Source organism: Gardnerella vaginalis (genome assembly GCF_001563665.1).
Classification (GTDB): Bacteria; Actinomycetota; Actinomycetes; order Actinomycetales; family Bifidobacteriaceae; genus Bifidobacterium; species Bifidobacterium vaginale_A.
In genome coordinates this window covers 131,134-149,798 of sequence record NZ_KQ961857.1, presented here as the reverse complement: position 1 = coordinate 149,798, position 18,665 = coordinate 131,134, and the positions used below count along the sequence as shown (strand labels likewise).

Annotated in this window: 14 protein-coding genes; 10 read left to right on the top strand and 4 right to left on the bottom strand. The window is 36.7% G+C overall.

The features are described from left to right. Positions 1–117 precede the first annotated feature (117 nt). The 3 genes from purE to HMPREF3230_RS02595 all read left to right on the top strand — a co-directional run bounded on the left by purE (position 118) and on the right by HMPREF3230_RS02595 (position 2,320). Positions 118–582, top strand: coding sequence for a 5-(carboxyamino)imidazole ribonucleotide mutase (gene purE, locus HMPREF3230_RS02605; protein ID WP_369803155.1), 465 nt, complete (start codon positions 118–120; stop codon positions 580–582). Then, positions 566–1,738 (top strand): 5-(carboxyamino)imidazole ribonucleotide synthase, encoded by a 1,173-nt coding sequence (gene purK / locus HMPREF3230_RS02600; RefSeq protein WP_075523411.1) that lies wholly within the window; start codon positions 566–568, stop codon positions 1,736–1,738. The genes purE and purK overlap by 17 nt, the downstream gene beginning before the upstream one ends. Before the next feature lie 183 nt (positions 1,739–1,921). After that, positions 1,922–2,320, top strand: a complete 399-nt coding sequence (locus HMPREF3230_RS02595) for a Fur family transcriptional regulator (protein ID WP_075523410.1) — start codon at positions 1,922–1,924, stop codon at positions 2,318–2,320. An 85-nt stretch (positions 2,321–2,405) separates the two neighbouring features. On the opposite strand, the gene HMPREF3230_RS02590 is transcribed toward HMPREF3230_RS02595, so the two are convergent. Further along, positions 2,406–3,503: a YeiH family protein gene (locus HMPREF3230_RS02590; RefSeq protein WP_075523409.1), complete on the bottom strand. Its 1,098-nt coding sequence runs from the start codon at positions 3,501–3,503 to the stop codon at positions 2,406–2,408. A 592-nt stretch (positions 3,504–4,095) separates the two neighbouring features. On the opposite strand from HMPREF3230_RS02590, the gene HMPREF3230_RS02585 reads away from it, so the two are divergent. The 4 genes from HMPREF3230_RS02585 to HMPREF3230_RS02570 all read left to right on the top strand — a co-directional run bounded on the left by HMPREF3230_RS02585 (position 4,096) and on the right by HMPREF3230_RS02570 (position 10,029). Next, the gene (locus HMPREF3230_RS02585) at positions 4,096–5,385 is read left to right on the top strand and encodes a uracil-xanthine permease family protein (RefSeq protein ID WP_075523408.1); all 1,290 of its coding nucleotides are present in this window, start codon (positions 4,096–4,098) and stop codon (positions 5,383–5,385) included. A gap of 193 nt (positions 5,386–5,578) precedes the next feature. After that, the gene (locus HMPREF3230_RS02580; protein WP_196489634.1) at positions 5,579–6,373 is read left to right on the top strand and encodes an AzlC family ABC transporter permease; all 795 of its coding nucleotides are present in this window, start codon (positions 5,579–5,581) and stop codon (positions 6,371–6,373) included. A gap of 5 nt (positions 6,374–6,378) precedes the next feature. Next, on the top strand, positions 6,379–6,714 hold the full coding sequence (locus HMPREF3230_RS02575) for a branched-chain amino acid transporter permease (protein WP_075523407.1): 336 nt from the start codon (positions 6,379–6,381) through the stop codon (positions 6,712–6,714). Positions 6,715–7,017: 303 nt separating this feature from the next. Then, positions 7,018–10,029: a UPF0182 family membrane protein gene (locus tag HMPREF3230_RS02570; RefSeq protein WP_075523468.1), complete on the top strand. Its 3,012-nt coding sequence runs from the start codon at positions 7,018–7,020 to the stop codon at positions 10,027–10,029. Positions 10,030–10,157: 128 nt separating this feature from the next. On the opposite strand, the gene HMPREF3230_RS02565 is transcribed toward HMPREF3230_RS02570, so the two are convergent. After that, positions 10,158–10,949, bottom strand: coding sequence for an ABC transporter permease (locus tag HMPREF3230_RS02565; protein WP_075523406.1), 792 nt, complete (start codon positions 10,947–10,949; stop codon positions 10,158–10,160). 318 nt (positions 10,950–11,267) lie between these two features. On the opposite strand from HMPREF3230_RS02565, the gene HMPREF3230_RS02560 reads away from it, so the two are divergent. From HMPREF3230_RS02560 to mfd, 3 genes are all read left to right on the top strand, one after another. Beyond that, positions 11,268–12,320, top strand: coding sequence for an ABC transporter substrate-binding protein (locus HMPREF3230_RS02560; protein WP_075523405.1), 1,053 nt, complete (start codon positions 11,268–11,270; stop codon positions 12,318–12,320). A gap of 253 nt (positions 12,321–12,573) precedes the next feature. Further along, on the top strand, positions 12,574–13,173 hold the full coding sequence (gene pth, locus HMPREF3230_RS02555) for an aminoacyl-tRNA hydrolase (RefSeq protein WP_075523404.1): 600 nt from the start codon (positions 12,574–12,576) through the stop codon (positions 13,171–13,173). Further along, positions 13,163–16,819 (top strand): transcription-repair coupling factor, encoded by a 3,657-nt coding sequence (gene mfd, locus HMPREF3230_RS02550; RefSeq protein WP_075523403.1) that lies wholly within the window; start codon positions 13,163–13,165, stop codon positions 16,817–16,819. Before pth ends, mfd begins: the two co-directional genes overlap by 11 nt. Before the next feature lie 13 nt (positions 16,820–16,832). Here the strand turns inward: mfd and HMPREF3230_RS02545 are convergent, their stop codons facing one another. Then, positions 16,833–17,567 carry an ABC transporter ATP-binding protein gene (locus HMPREF3230_RS02545; RefSeq protein ID WP_075523467.1) on the bottom strand — a complete coding sequence of 245 codons (735 nt, stop codon included), beginning with the start codon at positions 17,565–17,567 and terminating at the stop codon, positions 16,833–16,835. Positions 17,568–17,659: 92 nt separating this feature from the next. After that, positions 17,660–18,652, bottom strand: a complete 993-nt coding sequence (locus tag HMPREF3230_RS02540) for an ABC transporter substrate-binding protein (protein WP_075523402.1) — start codon at positions 18,650–18,652, stop codon at positions 17,660–17,662. Positions 18,653–18,665: the final 13 nt, after the last annotated feature.

Sequence of the window (18,665 nt, the reverse complement as noted above, 5' to 3'; positions counted from 1 at the left end):
AGTAATATATTCCACTTATTTTATAAGTAATATATTCTCCTTAGCTTTGCGTAAAGTTAGCATTGCATGTCATGGGAGGTTATTGTGCAAGAAACAAAGCCAATTGTTGCAGTCGTAATGGGTTCCTCTAGTGATTGGGAAACTATGCGTCATGCTTGTGAAATTCTCGACAAATTCAAAGTTCCTTATATGAAACAAGTTATTTCTGCTCATCGTACTCCAGAGTTGATGGCTGATTTTGCGCATAACGCTCGTAAAAATGGTTTACACGTTATTATTGCTGGAGCTGGAGGAGCAGCGCATTTGCCTGGTATGGTTGCTGCTCAAACAACTCTTCCAGTTATAGGTGTTCCAGTTAAATCTCATGCTCTTTCAGGTTGGGATTCCTTACTTTCTATCGTGCAAATGCCGGGAGGAATTCCTGTTGCAACCACTGCAATTGGTAATTCTGGAGCAACTAATGCAGGCTTGCTTGCTGTAAGCATTTTGAGTACTACAGATAATGATCTTGCTAATGAACTTGAAAAGTATCGTGCGCAATTAAAAGCGAAAGTTGAGGAATCTAATGCCAACCTTATCTGAAGTAACAAATGGTACTGTTGAGCATTTAATGCCAGGAGCAACTATTGGAATTATTGGTGGCGGTCAGCTAGGGCGTATGATGGCTCTTTCTGCTCGATATATGGGTTTTCGTGTAGGAGTACTTGATCCAACTGAAAATTGCCCTGTATGCCAAGTAGCTGATTTTCAAATTGAAACAGATTACGATGATTTAGATGGTTTGCGTGAACTTGCGAAGCGTTGCGATGTTCTTACATATGAATTTGAGAACGTTAATGCAGATGCTCTTGATAAAGTTCGCGATTTGGTTGCTGTTCCTCAAGGAACTGACTTATTGCGTATAACGCAAGATCGTGTTTTTGAAAAAGAGTTTATAAATAATCACGGGACTGAAACTGCTCCTTGGCGTGAAGTCAATAATTTAGATGATTTAGATTCTGCTATTAGTGAGATTGGATTGCCTGCGATTCTTAAAACTCGTCGTGGCGGCTATGACGGTCATGGGCAAGATGTTCTTAAGACTCAAGAAGATGTGTCTAATATTCATAAACGTGTAGAAAAAGGTGAAAAATTCCCTCCATCTATACTTGAAGGATTTGTTGATTTTGCTTTTGAAGCTTCAATTCTTGTTTCTGGAAATGGCAAGGATTTTGTGACTTATCCTCTTGTAAAAAACGTGCATCATAATAGTATTCTCCATATGACTATTGCTCCAGCAATAGTGGATTCAAATGTTCTTAAAACTGCTCAAGATTTAGCTTTACGATTAGCTAAAGGATTTGAACTTGCAGGAACGCTTGGAATAGAGCTTTTTATTACTAAAGATAATCGCGTAGTAGTTAATGAGCTTGCGCCACGTCCTCATAATTCAGGACATTACACTATTGAAGCTGTAGATATGGATCAATTTGAAGCGCATGTTCGCGGTATTGTTGGATGGCCTTTGAAAACTCCTAAACTACTTTCTCCTGCTGTAATGGTTAATGTATTAGGTCAGCATGTTTGCGCTGTTCGCTCGATGATTTTAGAACATCCGCAATGGCATGTTCATGATTATGGTAAAGCTGAAATTCGTAAAAATCGTAAGATGGGACACATTACTGTTCTTTGCGATGACCCGATTAAGGCTGCTAAAGAGCTAGATTCTACTGGTTGTTGGGATGATGAATTAGACTAACCTAATATTGTGCGTCTTGTGCCGCATAATTTTCCTCTATTAAAGTTGAATTAAAGCAGAATTAAATCTGAATTAAAGTTGAATATTTATTTGTTTAATCAACATTATTTAACTTATGTAGAGGTTTGTTATGCGGTATTATTGTTTTTTAGAGTTGTCGTATTTGTGAAAGGAACGCTATACATGGTAGGTTCTCAGCCAGTGAGAAGGCATACAAAGCAGAAAGAAACCTTATTGGGTTTTTTGCGGCAATCTCGTAATTTTGTTTCTGCTCAAGATTTACATAGATTTTTAACTGATAATGGTGAGATTATTGGTTTAGCTACTGTTTATAGACAACTTAATACTCTTGCTCAGAGTGGAGAAGTGGATACAGTTAGATTTAACGGTCAGCAATTATTTAGAATATGTGATGAGAATACTCACCATCATCATCTTGTTTGTGAACATTGTGGTAAAACTGTTGATATAGAGCCTCCGGATGACGAAGGTTGGATTCATAAAATCGCTGATTCGTATGGTTACACTGTTATAGATCACACTCTCGAAGTTTTTGGATTGTGTTCTGAGTGTCGTAAGTGACTTTTTAAGTTGCCAAACATAGGCAAAAAATAATATAAAAAAGGGAGTCTATAAGGACTCCCTAAACATAAAAATTATATTTACGTCATGCGAAGAAGCATTTTGCTGCTATGCAAGCGAGTATTACTAATACGATAGACGCTAAGAAACTTGCTGCAAAAGCCCAGCGACCCTTCTTGAAAATAGCCTTGAAGTTTACGTTAATTCCGAGAGCAGCCATAGCCATTCCGAGGAAAATGTATCCAGCTTCAACAAGAGTTGAATGATGTGCTGCTATGAAAGGTACGTAAGTTCCAATAACGGATGCTGCAATGAAACCAAGCATAAACCATGGGAAACTAATTTTATGCTTTCCACCATTTTCAACTTTGCTGTGACGAGCATTCCACCAAATTGCAATGAAAATTGATGCTGGAACAAGCATAAGAACTCGCGAGAGTTTCATTATTGTTGCAGCATTGATACTAACGGATGCTCCGCCAGCTGCAGTATTGATACTATCGAATGCTCCGCCAGCTGCAACAGCATGTGCGATTTCGTGAAGTGAAGCGCCAGAAGCAATGCCAAGCTGCTGCTTAGTCATACCAAAATGAGGAAGAATGAAGATTTCAGCAAGAGCGTAAATTGTACCCATAATTGCAACAGTTGCAACAGCCATAACTTCGTTTTGTTCTTTCTCATCTTCCTCTTCTGGAAGAACTGGCATTGATCCCGAAAGTCCCATAACTGCGGCTGCACCACAAATGCTTGTGCCGCCTGCTGTAAGCATTGCAAGTTGTGGGTTTACTTTCATAAGTTTTGCAATGTTGTATGTTACGAAAATCATTATTGCAACTAATATTGCTGCAATCGGTAAGCATTTAATGCCTTTCGTAAATAGATCATGCAAATTCAGATTAAAGCCTAGGAGAATAATTCCAAGGCGAAGAAGTTTGTTTGCAATCAAGCCTGCTGCGCTTTTAACGCCTGCGCGTCTTGAATCATTATTCTTTTTGTATGCGTGCAATGGCAGCTGCAGAGCCATGCCAACGAGCAACGCAATAATAAGAGCACCCAGTAATTGTAATCCTGGATAGTGTTTAAGCCAGCTGCCAATAAAGGAAGCTAGAAGTGTTAATACAGCAATGAGAGCCATATCGATGGTGCAGATTTTCTTTTTCCATGTATCAAAGAAATTAACCATTTAGCTCATTATTCTCTCATAATCGGACAAAAGATAACAAAATAACAACTAAAACTTTGATTATCTATTTTTAATTGCATATTTGTAGCGAAAAGTTTAACAACACGCCGAACATGAAAATTACAGAAATGAACATAATAAATCATTATTTATCTTTTCGTTTTGCGTGTTAGTTTGATGTGTGAGTTTGAGTGTGGAGTATGTTGCGTTTTACAGGAGTTATTGGATCTTCTAGCTGTGAATATTTGATATTGAGTATTTTGCGCTCGCGAAGTTTGTTTGACTTTAGTTCCTGAATTCAGTTCTCTTAAACATAAGTGAGTAATTATAAACATTAGTTGGTGATTTTTGCATACTTTTCGACACACCGGTTTTGCTTGAAATTCCAACAAAATTTCGTTATAAATTTGTAATTTCTTTTTTGTACTCGACACTTAGCTTTTACAACATTAGAATGTCCTCTGGCATATGGGTCGGTGGTGCAATGGAGACCTCCCAGAAGCTGCCATCCCAGCGCTCGACGAGTGCTTGTTTTTTTAGCGACACTTGTTTACAAAGCATTTTATATAGCTTGTTTTTGCAAGGAGAAGAAATGAATTCGTTGTTCACGTGGCAGCTTCACGGCGATGGTAAAAAATTACAACCGGGCGAAGTTGTGGAGCCAGATGAGCGTTTAACATGGACTCGTACTGCTGGTATTGGTGCTCAGCATGTTATTGCAATGTTTGGTGCAACATTCTTAGTGCCTATTCTTACTGGCTTTGATCCATCAACTACTTTGATGTTCACTGCTCTTTCAACGGCACTGTTCTTACTTATTAACGCAAATAAGCTTCCTAGTTATCTGGGAAGCTCTTTTGGTCTTATAGCACCTGTTATGGCTGTGACAGCTGCTCATAAAGGCATTGCTGTTGCAAGCTTTGGAATTATGTGCACTGGTATTCTGCTTGCTCTTATTGGTGTGCTTGTACATTTTGCTGGAGCAAAGTGGATTGACATTATTATGCCGCCTGTTGTAAACGGTGCAATAGTTGCAATTATCGGTTTTAATTTAGGACCTGCTGTGTGGAGCAACTTCCAAAAAGCTCCAGATACAGCGTTAGTAACATTAGTTGCTGTTATGCTTATTGCAGTAATCTTCCGTGGTCTTCTAGGCCGTTTGAATATTCTCTTAGGTGTTCTTGTTGGCTATGCTTATGCTTGCTACAACGGACAAGTTGATTTTTCTAAGATTGAGAAAGCTCCTTGGATTGGTTTGCCTAACTTCCACACTCCAAAAGTTGATTTCTCTGTTCTTCTTATGTTCTTGCCTGTTGTACTTGTGCTTATTGCTGAAAACGTTGGTCATGTTAAGTCTGTAGCTCAAATGACTGGTCGCGATTACGATTCAAAGATTGGCACTGCATTGTTTGCAGACGGTTTGGGTACTGCTATCGCTGGATGCTTTGGTGGTTGTGGTACTACTACGTACGGTGAAAATATTGGAGTTATGGCTGCAACTAAAGTTTATTCCACTGCAGCTTATTGGTGTGCAGCAGCATTTGCATTCATCTTAAGCCTTTGTCCTAAGTTTGGCGCTGTAGTCAATTCTATTCCAGCTGGTGTTTTAGGTGGTGTGACTACTTTGCTTTACGGCATGATTGGCATGATTGGTGTGCGAATCTGGGTTGAAAACAAAGTGAACTTCGACAAGCCAGTGAATATTATGATTGCTGCAATCGTGATGATTATTGGTATTGCTAACTTCCAATTTGCTGTTTCTGGAATTCAATTCAATGGTATTGCAATCGGAACTGTTGTTGTGCTGGTTGTATACCACTTATTGAAGGTTATTGGTAAGCTCACTGGAACAATTGCTAAAAACGATCCAGATGTAGCTTAGTTTTATAATTTGATTTAATTTGATTTAACTTGATTTAATCTAATTTAATCTGATTTTCTTTAGCGCGCTCGTATTTTGAGAATTAACTCAATTTACAGCGCGCTAAATTTGTTATAACGTGCTTACCATAATGTATACTTAAAAATCTTTGAGTCGTATATTGAAGATAAGGAAGTGGAAGTTGTTAAATTCTGTGTCAAAAAAACAGGATTCTTCTTCTAAAGAGCATTCGAATAGGAAATTAGTAATATTTAAAGCATTTGATACTGCTTTTCCGTTCACTATACCGATTTGTGCTGGATACATGTTTCTTGGTATTTCTTATGGAATGCTAATGCATGCAAAAGGTTTTTCAATATGGTATCCAATTTTAATGAGCATACTAATATATTCCGGAACAATGGAATTTATTACTCTTGACTTATTCTTCTCTTCTTTCGACCCATTTTCTGCGCTAGTTTTAGCATTAGCTGTAAATGTCAGACATATTTTCTACGGCTTAACAATGCTAAAACCATATAAAGGTGCTGGAATAAAAAAGTTCTTTATGATTTTCGATATGACTGATGAAACATTTGCTGTAAATTCATCTGCTAAAATTGCAAAAAACGTAAACAGACAATGGTTTATGTTCTTTGTTTCTATTCTAAATCATTCCTACTGGATTATTGGTGCAATAATAGGCTGGCTTGTTGGTAGCATTTTGCCAATCAATATGAAAGGTATTGAGTTTGTTTTAACAGCATTGTTCCTAGTTATTTTTATTGAGCAGTGGCGTTCTAGTAAACATCATATTGTACTTATTCTTGGTGTTGTTATTTCTGTTGTGGCACTTTCATTTCTTGGCGCGAAAATGTTTATGATTCCTTCTCTAGTAACATTTTTGATAATATTTATTATTTTTAGAAAATATTTTGAAAAATTATGCGTAAATTATAGTGACGATCCAGTTGTATCTAGTGAAAATTGCGAATCAAAAAAGGCGTAAATGTTATGAGTATGAACGTTTTTCAAAGCATAATAATTATTATTGTTGCAATTATTGGAACAGCATCAACTCGTTTTGCGGCATTTTGGATATTTCCAGAATCTAAAAAACCTCCTAAAATAGTGCAGTATCTTGGAAGTATTCTTCCGTATGCTATGAGTGGTCTTTTATTAGTGTATTCGCTTAAAACTACTAATATTTTAAGTGGTTCTCATGGTATTCCAGAAGCAATTTCGCTGATAGTAGTTGCATTACTTCATTGTTGGCGTAAAAATATGCTACTTTCAATCGCGTCTGGAACTATAACATACATGTTTTTAGTGCAATGCATATTCGTGTAATCAATTTTTGTGATTATTTAATAAAAGGATGCTTTATATAGTATTCTTAAAAATATGATTTACTCAATTTTGAAAGCTTTGCTTATTGTAGCAGGATTTGTACTTGTTTCTGTTATAAAAAAATATGGAAACAGTAAAAATAGTAATAGTTTTTACAATAAAGCTAGTAAACTCATGTCTTTCAATAGTAGTGAGTCTTCTAAAAATAATTATTCTAAAGATGACGAGTTGGATGACAATAATCAAGATCCTGAAATTTTAGATATTAGTAGTGATAATAATAGTAGTACGAGTGATTTTTCTATGAAAAGTAAACTAAATTCCGCAAAAAAGTGGCATTGGATTATTGTTTGTGCAGTATTGATCGTAGTTTTTGCTATAGCTGCAGTATTTGGCCTTGCAAAGTTTGTAACTGATTGCATGTGGTATTCTCAACTTGGATTTGAGAGCGTTATTTGGATTCAGTTAGCCTCAAAGGTGGGAGTATGGGCGCTTTACACTATTTTAATGGCTGCATTTGGATATCTTTCAGCATCTTTAGCTATTCGTAAACGACCAGATAGTTCAGATGGAACTCGCATTAGCATTAAAGGTAATGTTATTGAAATCAAGAAAGGTGTAAGTTCAAAAATTGCATTCCATGTTGCTGGAATTGTTTCTTTAATAGCTGGAGCGATTTTTGGATCACAATTTTACACTCATTGGGCGCAAATTTTACTTATGTTCCATGCTCAAAAATTTGGAATTAAAGATCCTCAGTTTGGTATTGATAATGGTTTTTACGTGTTCGTTCTTCCTGGCTTAAGATTGTTTATAAAAGCATTCGTATTACTTTTAGTATTCGCTTTGATTTTCTCTATAGCAACTCACTTATTCATGGGTGCAATTCATATAACTATGCCTATAAAAGGTAAAGGTATATTCAGTATTACTAAAAATGCTCGTCATCAAATAGCTGCTTGGTTTATGCTTGTTATTACTTTCTTCACTGTTTCGCAAATAATAGATATTTTTGGAACAGTTACTTTAGATGGTCCTAGAATTACAGGCGGATTGTATACAGACATGAACGTTTCAGTTCCGCTAGATATTGTTATGGCTGTATTGACGTTTATTGCTGGCGTTGTTATATGTGCTTGGTTATTAAAATCGCATTCTCTTCGCGGCGATGTTCCTTTAGGCACTCGTTTTGTTGCTGCTTTGAAAGCTTGGAAAACTCCATCTATAACAATTGCTTCTCTTTTAGCTTCATCGATTATATTGACTTTAGTTATTCCAATGCTGACTCAGCGTTTTAAAGTTGCTCCGAATGCGCAAGAGCTTGAAGCAAAGTATATACAGCGAAATATTGACGCAACAAAGTTTGCTTATGGTTTGAATGATGTTAAGAAGGAATCATATAACGCAACTTCTACAGGAAAGTCTGGAGCTCTTGCAAAAGAAGCAGAATCCACTGCGCAAATTCGTTTGCTAGATCCTCAAGTTACTTCTCCAACATTCCGTCAATTACAACAATCTAAGCAATACTACACTTTTGCAGATACGCTTTCAGTAGATAAATACGATATTGATGGTGTGAGTCAAGATACAGTTATTGCTGCTCGTGAGCTTGATTTAGACGGTAATGACAATCGAAATTGGGTGAATGATCATACTGTTTATACTCACGGTTATGGAATTGTTGCAGCTTATGGTAATAAAGTGACAACAGATGGTCAGCCACAATTCATGGAATATGGAATACCAACTCAAGGCAAGCTCACAAAATTGCAAAAGTATGAGCCGAGAATTTATTTCTCTCCAAATGCTCCAGAGTATTCGATTGTTGGTTCTCCGAAAGGTACTTCTCCTTGGGAATTTGATTATCCAACAGGTTCTAAAGGTGCATTAACTACTTTTAAAGGCAATGGTGGACCAAGTTTAGGTAGTTTCTTATCTAGACTTTTCCATGCTATTCGCTTTGAATCAGATCAGATTCTATTTTCAGATCGCGTGACTGCAAATTCTCAAATTTTGTATGATCGAAATCCTAAAGCTCGCGTATCTAAAGTTGCTCCTTACTTGACTTTAGATGGTAGAGTCTATCCTGCTGTTGTGGATGGCAGAGTTAAGTGGATTGTTGACGGATACACTACTTCTGATGCTTATCCATACTCTCAAATGACTGATTTTGGTAAAGTAACTCAAGATTCTACTACTACAACGTCTAATTCGATTAAAGGTTTAACTAATCAGCGTGCAAATTACATTCGTAATTCTGTAAAAGCTACAGTTGATGCTTACGATGGTTCTGTTGATTTGTATGTGTGGGATACTAAAGATCCTGTTATTAGAGCTTGGAGATCGATTTTCCCTGGTCATTATCATGATATTTCAAAGATTTCTGGAGATTTAATGAAGCATTTACGTTATCCAGAAAGCTTGTTTAAAGTTCAACGTTATTTGCTCGCAAAGTATCATGTAGATAGTGCAAGTCAGTTCTTCTCTGGGGAAGATTTTTGGCAGACTCCAGTTGATCCTACTGAATCTCAGCAAGCTCAGAATGAAGATATTTTGCAACCTCCATATTATTTGACTTTGCAAACAGGAGATGCAAAGAAACCTGTATTCTCTCTTGTTTCTACATATATTCCTGCAGGTAGGATTACGCGAGAAATTCTAACTGGTTTCCTTTCAGTAGATTCAGATGCAGGGGATACTCCTGGTAAAATTTCTAAGGATTATGGAAAGATTCGTTTGCAAGAACTGCCTAAAGTTTCTAACGTTCCAGGTCCTGGACAAGCTCAAAATAATTTTAATGCGAATGCAAATGTGTCTAAAGAATTGAATTTGCTTGAATCTGGTTCTACTAAAGTTAAGCGTGGAAATTTGCTTACTTTACCACTTGGTGGCGGATTAGTTTACGTTGAGCCTGTTTATGTGCAATCTAGCGGTTCTACAAGTTATCCGTTGCTTAAAAAGGTTCTAGTTGCATTCGGCGATCAAGTTGGATTTGCAGATACTTTAGATGAAGCTCTTAATCAAGTATTTGGAGGAAATTCTGGAGCTTTAGCAGGAGATGCGTCTAATAATCCTTCTGGATCTAAGGATTCTAAGGATTCTAAAGATTCTTCTGCGAATGCAGATTCTAAGGGTTCGTCAAAGAATACTTCTATGAGCAACAAATCTAAAGCTGCGCTTAAACGTGCTGCTAAAGCTTTGAAAGATTCTGATGATGCGCTCCGTTCAGGTGATTGGAAAGCTTATGGAGAAGCTCAAAAAGAGTTGAAAGATGCTATTAACGAAGCTATGTTAGATGAATCTATAAAGCAATAATTTTAGTGATTTTGCGCTAGTAGTTTTTGGCTTTTATGCTAGTGATTTTGCGCTAGTAGTTTTTAGGAGATTCTATTCTAGTATCTTTTAGTATATCTTTTAGTATCTTTTAGGAGATTTTAGACGATTTATAATTGATTATCAGGATCTTCATCATCGCTTTGAGGTCCTAAAAGAATCCTTTCGCATACTCTAATAATTAGCATTAAAATTGCTGTGAGAGCAATTATTGCGATTGTAGCAGAGAAAATAAGCGGAGTTCTAAAAGAGTTATAAGCGAACTGAAGCCAAATTCCTAAACCGTTTCTAGCTCCAAGATATTCAGCTGTAGCGGCTGTTGAAAAAACATATGCTGCACTAATTCTTATTCCGCCAAAAATTTGTCTAGCTGCTACGCGTAATTTAACATGCCATAAAGTCCAAGTTTGGCTAGCTCCGCAAGTTAGCGCAACATCAGTGTAAAAACTTGGTACTGCATCCAGTCCGCGAATAGTTTGTACTGCAATAGGGAATACGCTGAAAATCATGACTATTGCAATCTTCCCTGACATTTCAAATCCAAACCAAATCAAAAAAATTGGCGCAATTGAAATAAGTGGCATAGTTTGAGCTGCACAAATAAGTGGGAATAGTGCAGATTTAACAAGCTTAAAAACGTGGAAAGTAACTCCTAAAAGAATGCCTATTATAATCGCAAGCGAAAAACCAATAATAGTTTCCTGAGCTGTTATTAACACAGCTGGAAATAATGTTGGCAATGTTTCAATCGTTGCTTTAGCAATAGAAGTTGGAGTTGGAATAAGATTTTCCGATATTTTGTTGCATTCGCAAGCTAGTTGCCATAAAACTAGAACAATAACTATTGATATTGGAGTTGGCAGATATTTTATAAGAATATTCTTTAAACGCGAGCGCGCCATATAGTTCTATTCCTTTCAATAATGCAATTGCTGCCCCAATTGCGTGTTCAAGCATGTTCGAATCGTATTCATTAAATTAAATTAAACCAAGTTTAGTAAATACATTCTATTAGTACCGTTGAACCAGATTTATTTTATATTTGTCGTTTGAATAATGCATAATCTAACTGTTTCGTGAGTCAATGTGTGGCAAACTGCGCGTATTTATAAATAAACGCGGGGGCATTGAACGGCGCGGGTGAGGCCCTTATTACCGTTTTCTGCCAATCTTGTGTCACTTTCCCAGAAAACGGTAAATGAGAATAAAGTAGGGAACTCATGAATATGCGTGCTATTAAACGCTTGTTTGCAGCTTTTCTTTCAATCTGTTGTTTGTATTCATTTGCTGCATGCACATCTTCTAATCAAAATAAGAATAAGAATCTTCAAAAAGTATCTTTTATGCTTTTTTGGGCGCCTGACACAAATCATATTGGTATTTATGTAGCAAAAAATAAAGGCTGGTTTAAGGATGCAGGTTTAGATGTAGATATTCTTGCTGTTGCTCAAACTGGTTCTGAGCACGCTGTTGATAGCGGTGCTGCAGATTTTGCTCTTAGCACACTAACTAATGTTGCTGATTTTTCAACTAAGGGAGCAAATCTTGAGCAAGTAATGCAAGTTCAACAAAAGCCAAGTGCTATTTGGTGTTCTCTTGCAAAGAACAACAAGATTCATTCTCCTAAAGATTTTGATGGACGTACTTTTGCTACATTTGGCTCTGCAGAAGGTGATGCAGTGATTCGCCGTATGATTCAACATGATGGCGGTCAAGGCAAATTCGATAAAGTGACAGTTGGTACTTCTACTTTCCGCACGCTTGAATCTGGTAAAGCTGATTTTGGTGGATTTTATGGTACTTGGGAAGGTGTTCAGTCGGAGATGTTTGGACCTAAACTTCGTTGCTTTAAGGAAGGCGATTATGGTGTTCCAGGTCAGCCGGATACGATTGGCATAATAACTAATAAGAAAACAGTAGCTAATAATCCTAAGCTTGTTCGTGCGTTTGTTAAAGCTGCAAAGCGCGGTTATGAGTATGCGTATGCTCACCCAGATGAAGCTTCAGATATTCTTGTCAAAGAAGCAAAAGATGCAAATCTTGATCCAAAGTTTGTTAAGCGTAGTATGAAGATGATTGTTGATGGGCAATATTGGGGAAGTAAAGCTGATCTTAATAGTGGAAAGTTTGTTTTTGGTACAAGCGATGTTAAGGGTGCTCAAGATTACTTTAATTTCTTAAGTAAAGAAGGAGCATATACTGATTCTAACGGTAAAGTTACTAAGCAATTGCCTGATGCTAAAAAACTTTCTACAGATGAGTTTTTGAAATAGTTAAAAGTCTGTTATGTGATATTTCTTAGTTAGATAATCATCAATTTTATATGATAACTAGTTTAGAAATAATTTAAAAATTATCTTACTATTGGCTAATCTCTTGCTAGAATAGGCAAAGGTATATGAGGGCGTATCGGCATAACGTTAATGTGTTATGTATTTGATTCGCCCTTTATTGTTTTGAGTTTGCGTATTGTTGTTTTAAGTTAGAAATAATAGAACAATATGAAGAAATGAAAATGGGGATATTATGGCATCAGATTTTTGGCTTATTGCAGGACTGGGAAATCCTGGCACAAAATATGAAGGAACTCGTCATAATATGGGTTTCATGGTTGCTGACGTAATAGCTGAGCGTTGGTCAATTTCATTTTCGGATCATAAAGGTTTAGCTAAACTCGGCAAAGGAGTTATGAATCTTGATGGTAAGATTGCAAAATTCTTCCTTGCTAAGCCGCTTACTTTTATGAATGATTCTGGAGCAGCTGTATCTTCAATTAGTTCGTATTATCAAATTGAGTCAGATCATATTGTTGTAATTCATGACGATATGGATTTAGATTTTGGAAGAATTAAAGTAAAAGAGGGTGGATCTGCAGGCGGACATAATGGTATCCGCTCAATCGATCGGTCTCTTTCAACTCCTCATTATGCAAGAGTTAGAATGGGAGTAGGTCACGCTCAACGTGGAGCTCATGCGCACGATAATACTGTTAATTGGGTGTTGGGCGGATTTGCTTCAGCTCAAAAATCTGAGCTTCCTAATTTTCTTGCAGATGGTGCTGATGCTGTTGAAAGCGTGATTTTCCGCGGTCTTGTAGCAACTCAGGAGCGTTTCAATGGTCGCTGATGATGAGTATCTTAAATCTCATTTTAAGTCGAGTGAATCATTTCAGCTTCCTTACGTATTGAATGATATATGTAAAAAAGATAAAGTATTTTCTTTGCTTGCTTCAGGAGATATATACGATTATTTAGACTCAGATTTTAAGATTCCAAAATCTAAAAAATTAGATTTTGAAAGCTTTAAAAATAGTAAAAGTGAATCTAAATCACAAGAAAATAAAGTTATAGATTCAAATAATTCTAATATTTACTCTCTTACTATTAGCGCTCCTTTAGGCATAAGACCTGCTTTAGCACTAGCAGTATCTAAGATTAAACCTGTTGTGATGATCGTGCCTTCTGAGCGCGATGCTAAAGATACTGTAACATCTCTTAGAGCTTGGGATAATGGTAATGCTCACAATATTGAACAATTAGCAGCTTGGGAAACTTTACCTCACGAACGTCTTTCGCCTAGAGCAGATACTGTTGCAAATCGAATGGCTGTTTTTCGTCGTCTGTGTCATCCTAATAATAATGATTCGATGTTTGGGCCAATAAAAATACTTGTAGTCCCTGTTCGTTCTCTTATTCAGCCTGTTGTTTCTGGTTTAGGTGATATTGAGCCTTTGGTTTTTAAGCGCAATCAAGAGATTGCTATGGAATATGTAATTCGACGTCTTATAAACCAAGCATATTCTCGCGTGGAATTAGTTATGGAGCGTGGAGAGTTTGCTGTTAGAGGTGGAATTATTGATGTTTTCGTACCTACTATGAGCCACCCTATTCGTATCGAATTTTTTGGTGATGAAATAGAAACAATTAAAGAGTTTCACGCTTCAGATCAGCGTACATATGGAGAAAATATAGACAGCGTATGGGTTACGCCTTGTAGCGAATTGTTATTTGATGATGATGTTCGCGCTCGCGCTAAAAAACTTATAGGTTCTATACCTAACGCAGAAGATATTTTAGAATCTGTTGCAAATTCTATACCTGTTGAGGGTATGGAATCTTTAATGCCTGTTCTTGCGAAGAATATGCAGCCAATGTTTAATATGCTTCCTAAGAATTCAATTATTATGATTTCAGATCCAGAAAAATGTAGGAGAGCTGCAGAAGATTTATCTAGAACAGCAAACGAATTTTTGGCAGCTAGTTGGCATGTTGCTGCAACTGGTCACGGATCGGGTGCACCTATTAGCTTTGATCAAGCTAGTTTCCTTGATTTTGATTCTTCTATAAATTCTTTGTCGTATGCAAATCATGATATTTGGAATCTCACATCATTTGGTATTGATAAAACTATTCCAAATAATATTGATTTGCCAATTGAAAATGCTAAAGAATTTCGTGGCGACGCGTCTAAGATTTCTAGTGGAATATCTGGATTGATTGACGAAGGTTATAAAGTTATTGTAACAGCTTCTGCGCCGGGTGCTTTATCTCGTATATCTCGTTCGATTTATGAAACTGGTGTTGCAAGTTTTAGCAAAATTGTTTCTTGTATTTCAGATGGTTTTGTAGATACTGCTGCGAAAATTGCACTTTTTACTGAGCGTGATTTAACAGGTCATAGTGCTAGTTCTAGCCAATTGAAAACACCTCAACGCCGTAAAAAATCTATTGATTTAATGGAGCTTAAACCAGGGGATTTTGTTGTACATGAGCAGCATGGTATAGGTCGTTTTATTGGCATGAAACAGAGAGAAATATCAACAGGTAATTCTCATGCAACTAGAGAATATTTGGTTATTGAATATGCTCCAAGTAAACGAAATTCTCCTGCTGATAAACTTTTTATACCAACTGATCAGCTTGATTTAGTGAGTAAATACATTGGTGCTGAAATACCAAAGCTTAATAAGCTTGGAGGTTCAGATTGGGCTCAAACTAAAGCAAAAGCGCAAAGTCATGTCAGAGATATTGCAGAAAATCTAATCAAATTATATTCTGCTCGTGCTTCTTCAAAAGGTTTTGCTTTTAGTGCAGATACTCCTTGGCAAAAAGAGCTTGAAGATGCTTTCCCTTATCAAGAAACTCCAGATCAGTTGACTACTATTGATGAAGTAAAAGCAGATATGGAAAAGTCGATTCCTATGGATCGATTGATTTGTGGGGACGTTGGATTTGGTAAGACAGAGATTGCTTTGCGTGCTGCTTTCAAAGCTGTTCAAGATTCTAAACAAGTTGTTGTTCTTGTTCCTACAACTCTTTTAGTTCAGCAACATTATGAAACTTTTACATCTCGTTTTGAAGGTTTTCCTATAAAAGTTGCTGCTATGAGTAGATTCCAAACGTCTAAGCAGCTTTCAGAAACTATTGATGGTCTAGCTGATGGAAGCGTTGATGTTGTAATTGGAACGCATAAATTGCTTAATCCTAGTATTAAATTTAAAGATTTAGGCTTAGTGATTATTGATGAAGAGCAGCGTTTCGGTGTTGAACATAAAGAAACGTTAAAAGCTTTGCGAACAAACGTTGACGTATTAAGTCTTTCTGCAACACCTATTCCTAGAACTTTAGAAATGGCTGTAACTGGCATACGTGAAATGTCAACTTTAGCTACTCCTCCAGAAGATCGCCTTCCTGTTTTAACTTATGTTGGTTCTTATGATGAAAAGCAGGTTGTTGCGTGTATTAAAAGAGAATTGTTGCGTGGAGGACAAGTATTTTATGTTCATAATCGAGTAGAAGATATTTCAAGTGTTGCATCTAAAATTCATGAGCTTGTTCCTGAAGCAAGAGTAGCTGTTGCTCATGGTAAGATGGGCGAAAAGCAGCTTGATGCAGTAATACGAGATTTTTGGCATAGAGATATTGACGTTCTTGTATGCACTACGATTATTGAAACTGGTCTTGATATTTCTAACGCGAACACGCTTATTGTTGATCATGCAGATAGATTTGGCCTAAGTCAATTACATCAATTGCGTGGAAGAGTTGGTAGAGGACGCGAGCGCGCTTATGCTTATTTTCTTTATGATCCTTCTAAGCTTATGACTCAGCAAGCTCACGATAGATTAGCAACAATTGCTCAGCATACTTCTCTTGGTTCTGGTTTTGATGTTGCAATGAAAGATTTAGAATTGCGCGGAACAGGTAATTTATTAGGAGATGCACAAAGTGGACATATTGAGGGAGTTGGATTTGATCTTTACGTTCGTATGGTTTCTCAGGCTGTTGAAAAGTTTAAAGAGCCTGAGCGTGTGCAAGAAGTATCTACTTGTATTGATTTGCCAATAGAAGCTTCTATACCAACTTCTTATATTGACAGCGATAAATTGCGTTTAGAAGCGTATAGAAAGCTTTCTGTTGCTCGCAATGATGAAGATTTGAAGGAAATTAAAGACGAATTATCTGACCGCTACGGTAATCCTCCTAAATCTTTTGAAGCTTTGTGCGATGTTGCTAGATTGCGTTTTTCTGCTAGTAAATTAGGTATTACTCAAATTGCTGCACAAGGGAAATTCGTGAGAATTATAGGATTAAGCCCTAAAGAATCGTTGTTAATGCGTTTGAAGAGGATTTATAAGGGGATACAATATCGTCCTTTAACACATATGCTTATGATTCCTGCTCCATTTGAATCATCATTGGGTTCTGTTTCTATGAGCGAATCTGAAGTACTTGAATGGGCTAAACAATTGCTTTTAGATTTAGCTTGGTAATTTTTAGTGTGATTTATTGCAATGCGAGTCTAAGTTCGTCTTCTATAATCGTATGATTTTCTGGACGTTTTTGCGAGTCAAGTTTAGTGCGGTCAATATTCCATTCTTTAGCGATAACTCCATTTTTCATCATAAGAATTCTGTCTGAAAGACGAACTGCTTCAGAAATATCGTGAGTTACCATTATTACTGTCCAGCCATGTTTTTGTTTTAAGTTATCTAAAAGATCTTGCATGTCTAATCTAGTTAAAGCGTCTAAAGCGCCAAAAGGTTCGTCTAATAATAATAATTCAGGATTATGAACTAAAGCTCGTGCTAATGAAACTCTTTGTGCTTGTCCTCCTGAAAGTTCTGAAGGCCATTTGGATTCGCAATCGTTTAGTTGCATATCTTTAAGCGCGTTTTGTGCAATAGTTTTAAGATTAGATTTATTACCTTCCATTCCAAAAATCACATTTTGCCATACTGGTAACCATGGTATAAGTCGTGCATCTTGGAATCCTATTGCTTGATGTTGCGTGACTTTTATCGTTCCGCAATCTGGTTTTATTAAGTTAGAAATCACTTTAAGAAGTGTTGTTTTTCCGCAACCAGATCTACCTATAAGTGAGATAAACGTTCCACTTTGAATCGTGCACGTAATGTCTTTCAGTATTTCTTTATTTTCCTGAAAACTAACACGTATGTGCTGAAGATTAACGCACTCATAGTTATTTGAATCGTTAATTTCAATAGAAGATTTTGCCAAATCTTGTGATTTAGTTTGCAAATCAGCATACGAATTCTTTGTTATCACGTTTATCTCACTATGTTAGAAATGTAAAGTGTGTTTGTATTTAATCACTTAGTGCAATCAATAGTTGATTTAGTGAAGTCAGGAACGGATTTAATAAATCCATATCTAACTTCCTGCTCAGCTTGTTTTGTCAACATTTCGCGACCTTTTGCATCAATTGGAAGAATGTCTGGAACGTAGAACTTTGCGACTTCTTTAAGCGTGCTTTCAGATGCACCAAATTCTTTATAAGCGTTAGTGATCACGCTAGGATCTTTCTTTGCTTTTTGTGCTTCCTTAACTAATGCGCGATACATTTTCTTAACTAAATCTGGATGCTTTTTAGCAAATGATGCAGAAACCATGTGTATAGAAACGTTTAGATTTCCATAATCTTTAGCATTAACAATTCGCTTTGATCCTGGAGTCGCTATTGCTGCTGCTAAATTCTGGTCGAATGTTGCTAGTGCGTCAATCTTTTTAGTTGTGAAAGCTACTTGGAAGTTTTTAGGACTCATTTCAACTTCTTGAACTTTAGAAACGTCTAGTCCAGCTTTTTCAAATGAACGGTGAATTACGTAATCTCCAGTTCCACCTTTAGCTATGATTCCAATTTTCTTTCCATACAAGTCTTTTAGTGTTTTAATACCGCTATTAGGAGCTGCTACTATTCCTTGAGAATCTCCGTTGTAGTATTCAATAGCGAATGCAACCCACGGTTGATTTTTTGAAGCCCAATCAATAAAGCGAGTAGTTCCTGTTGAAGAAGCGTCTGCAGCTCCGCTATTTACTGCAGCATATGCGTCTAGTGGAGCGTAAGGTCCTGTAAATTTTACTGTTGATTTGCCAAATTCTTTTTGTGCAAAATCATCATTTTTCAAAGTTGTTAGATAATTAGCTGTTGAAAGATATGCTACACGCATAGTTCCATTGCTTGATGAAGATGATTGTTTAGATTGTTGAGCGCTACCACATGATGCAAGAGCTATCGTAGCGCAGAGGGCGCATGTTACAGCTAAAGCGCGTTTACTTATGTTTGACGCATTAAAATTAAACATAATTAGTTCCTTT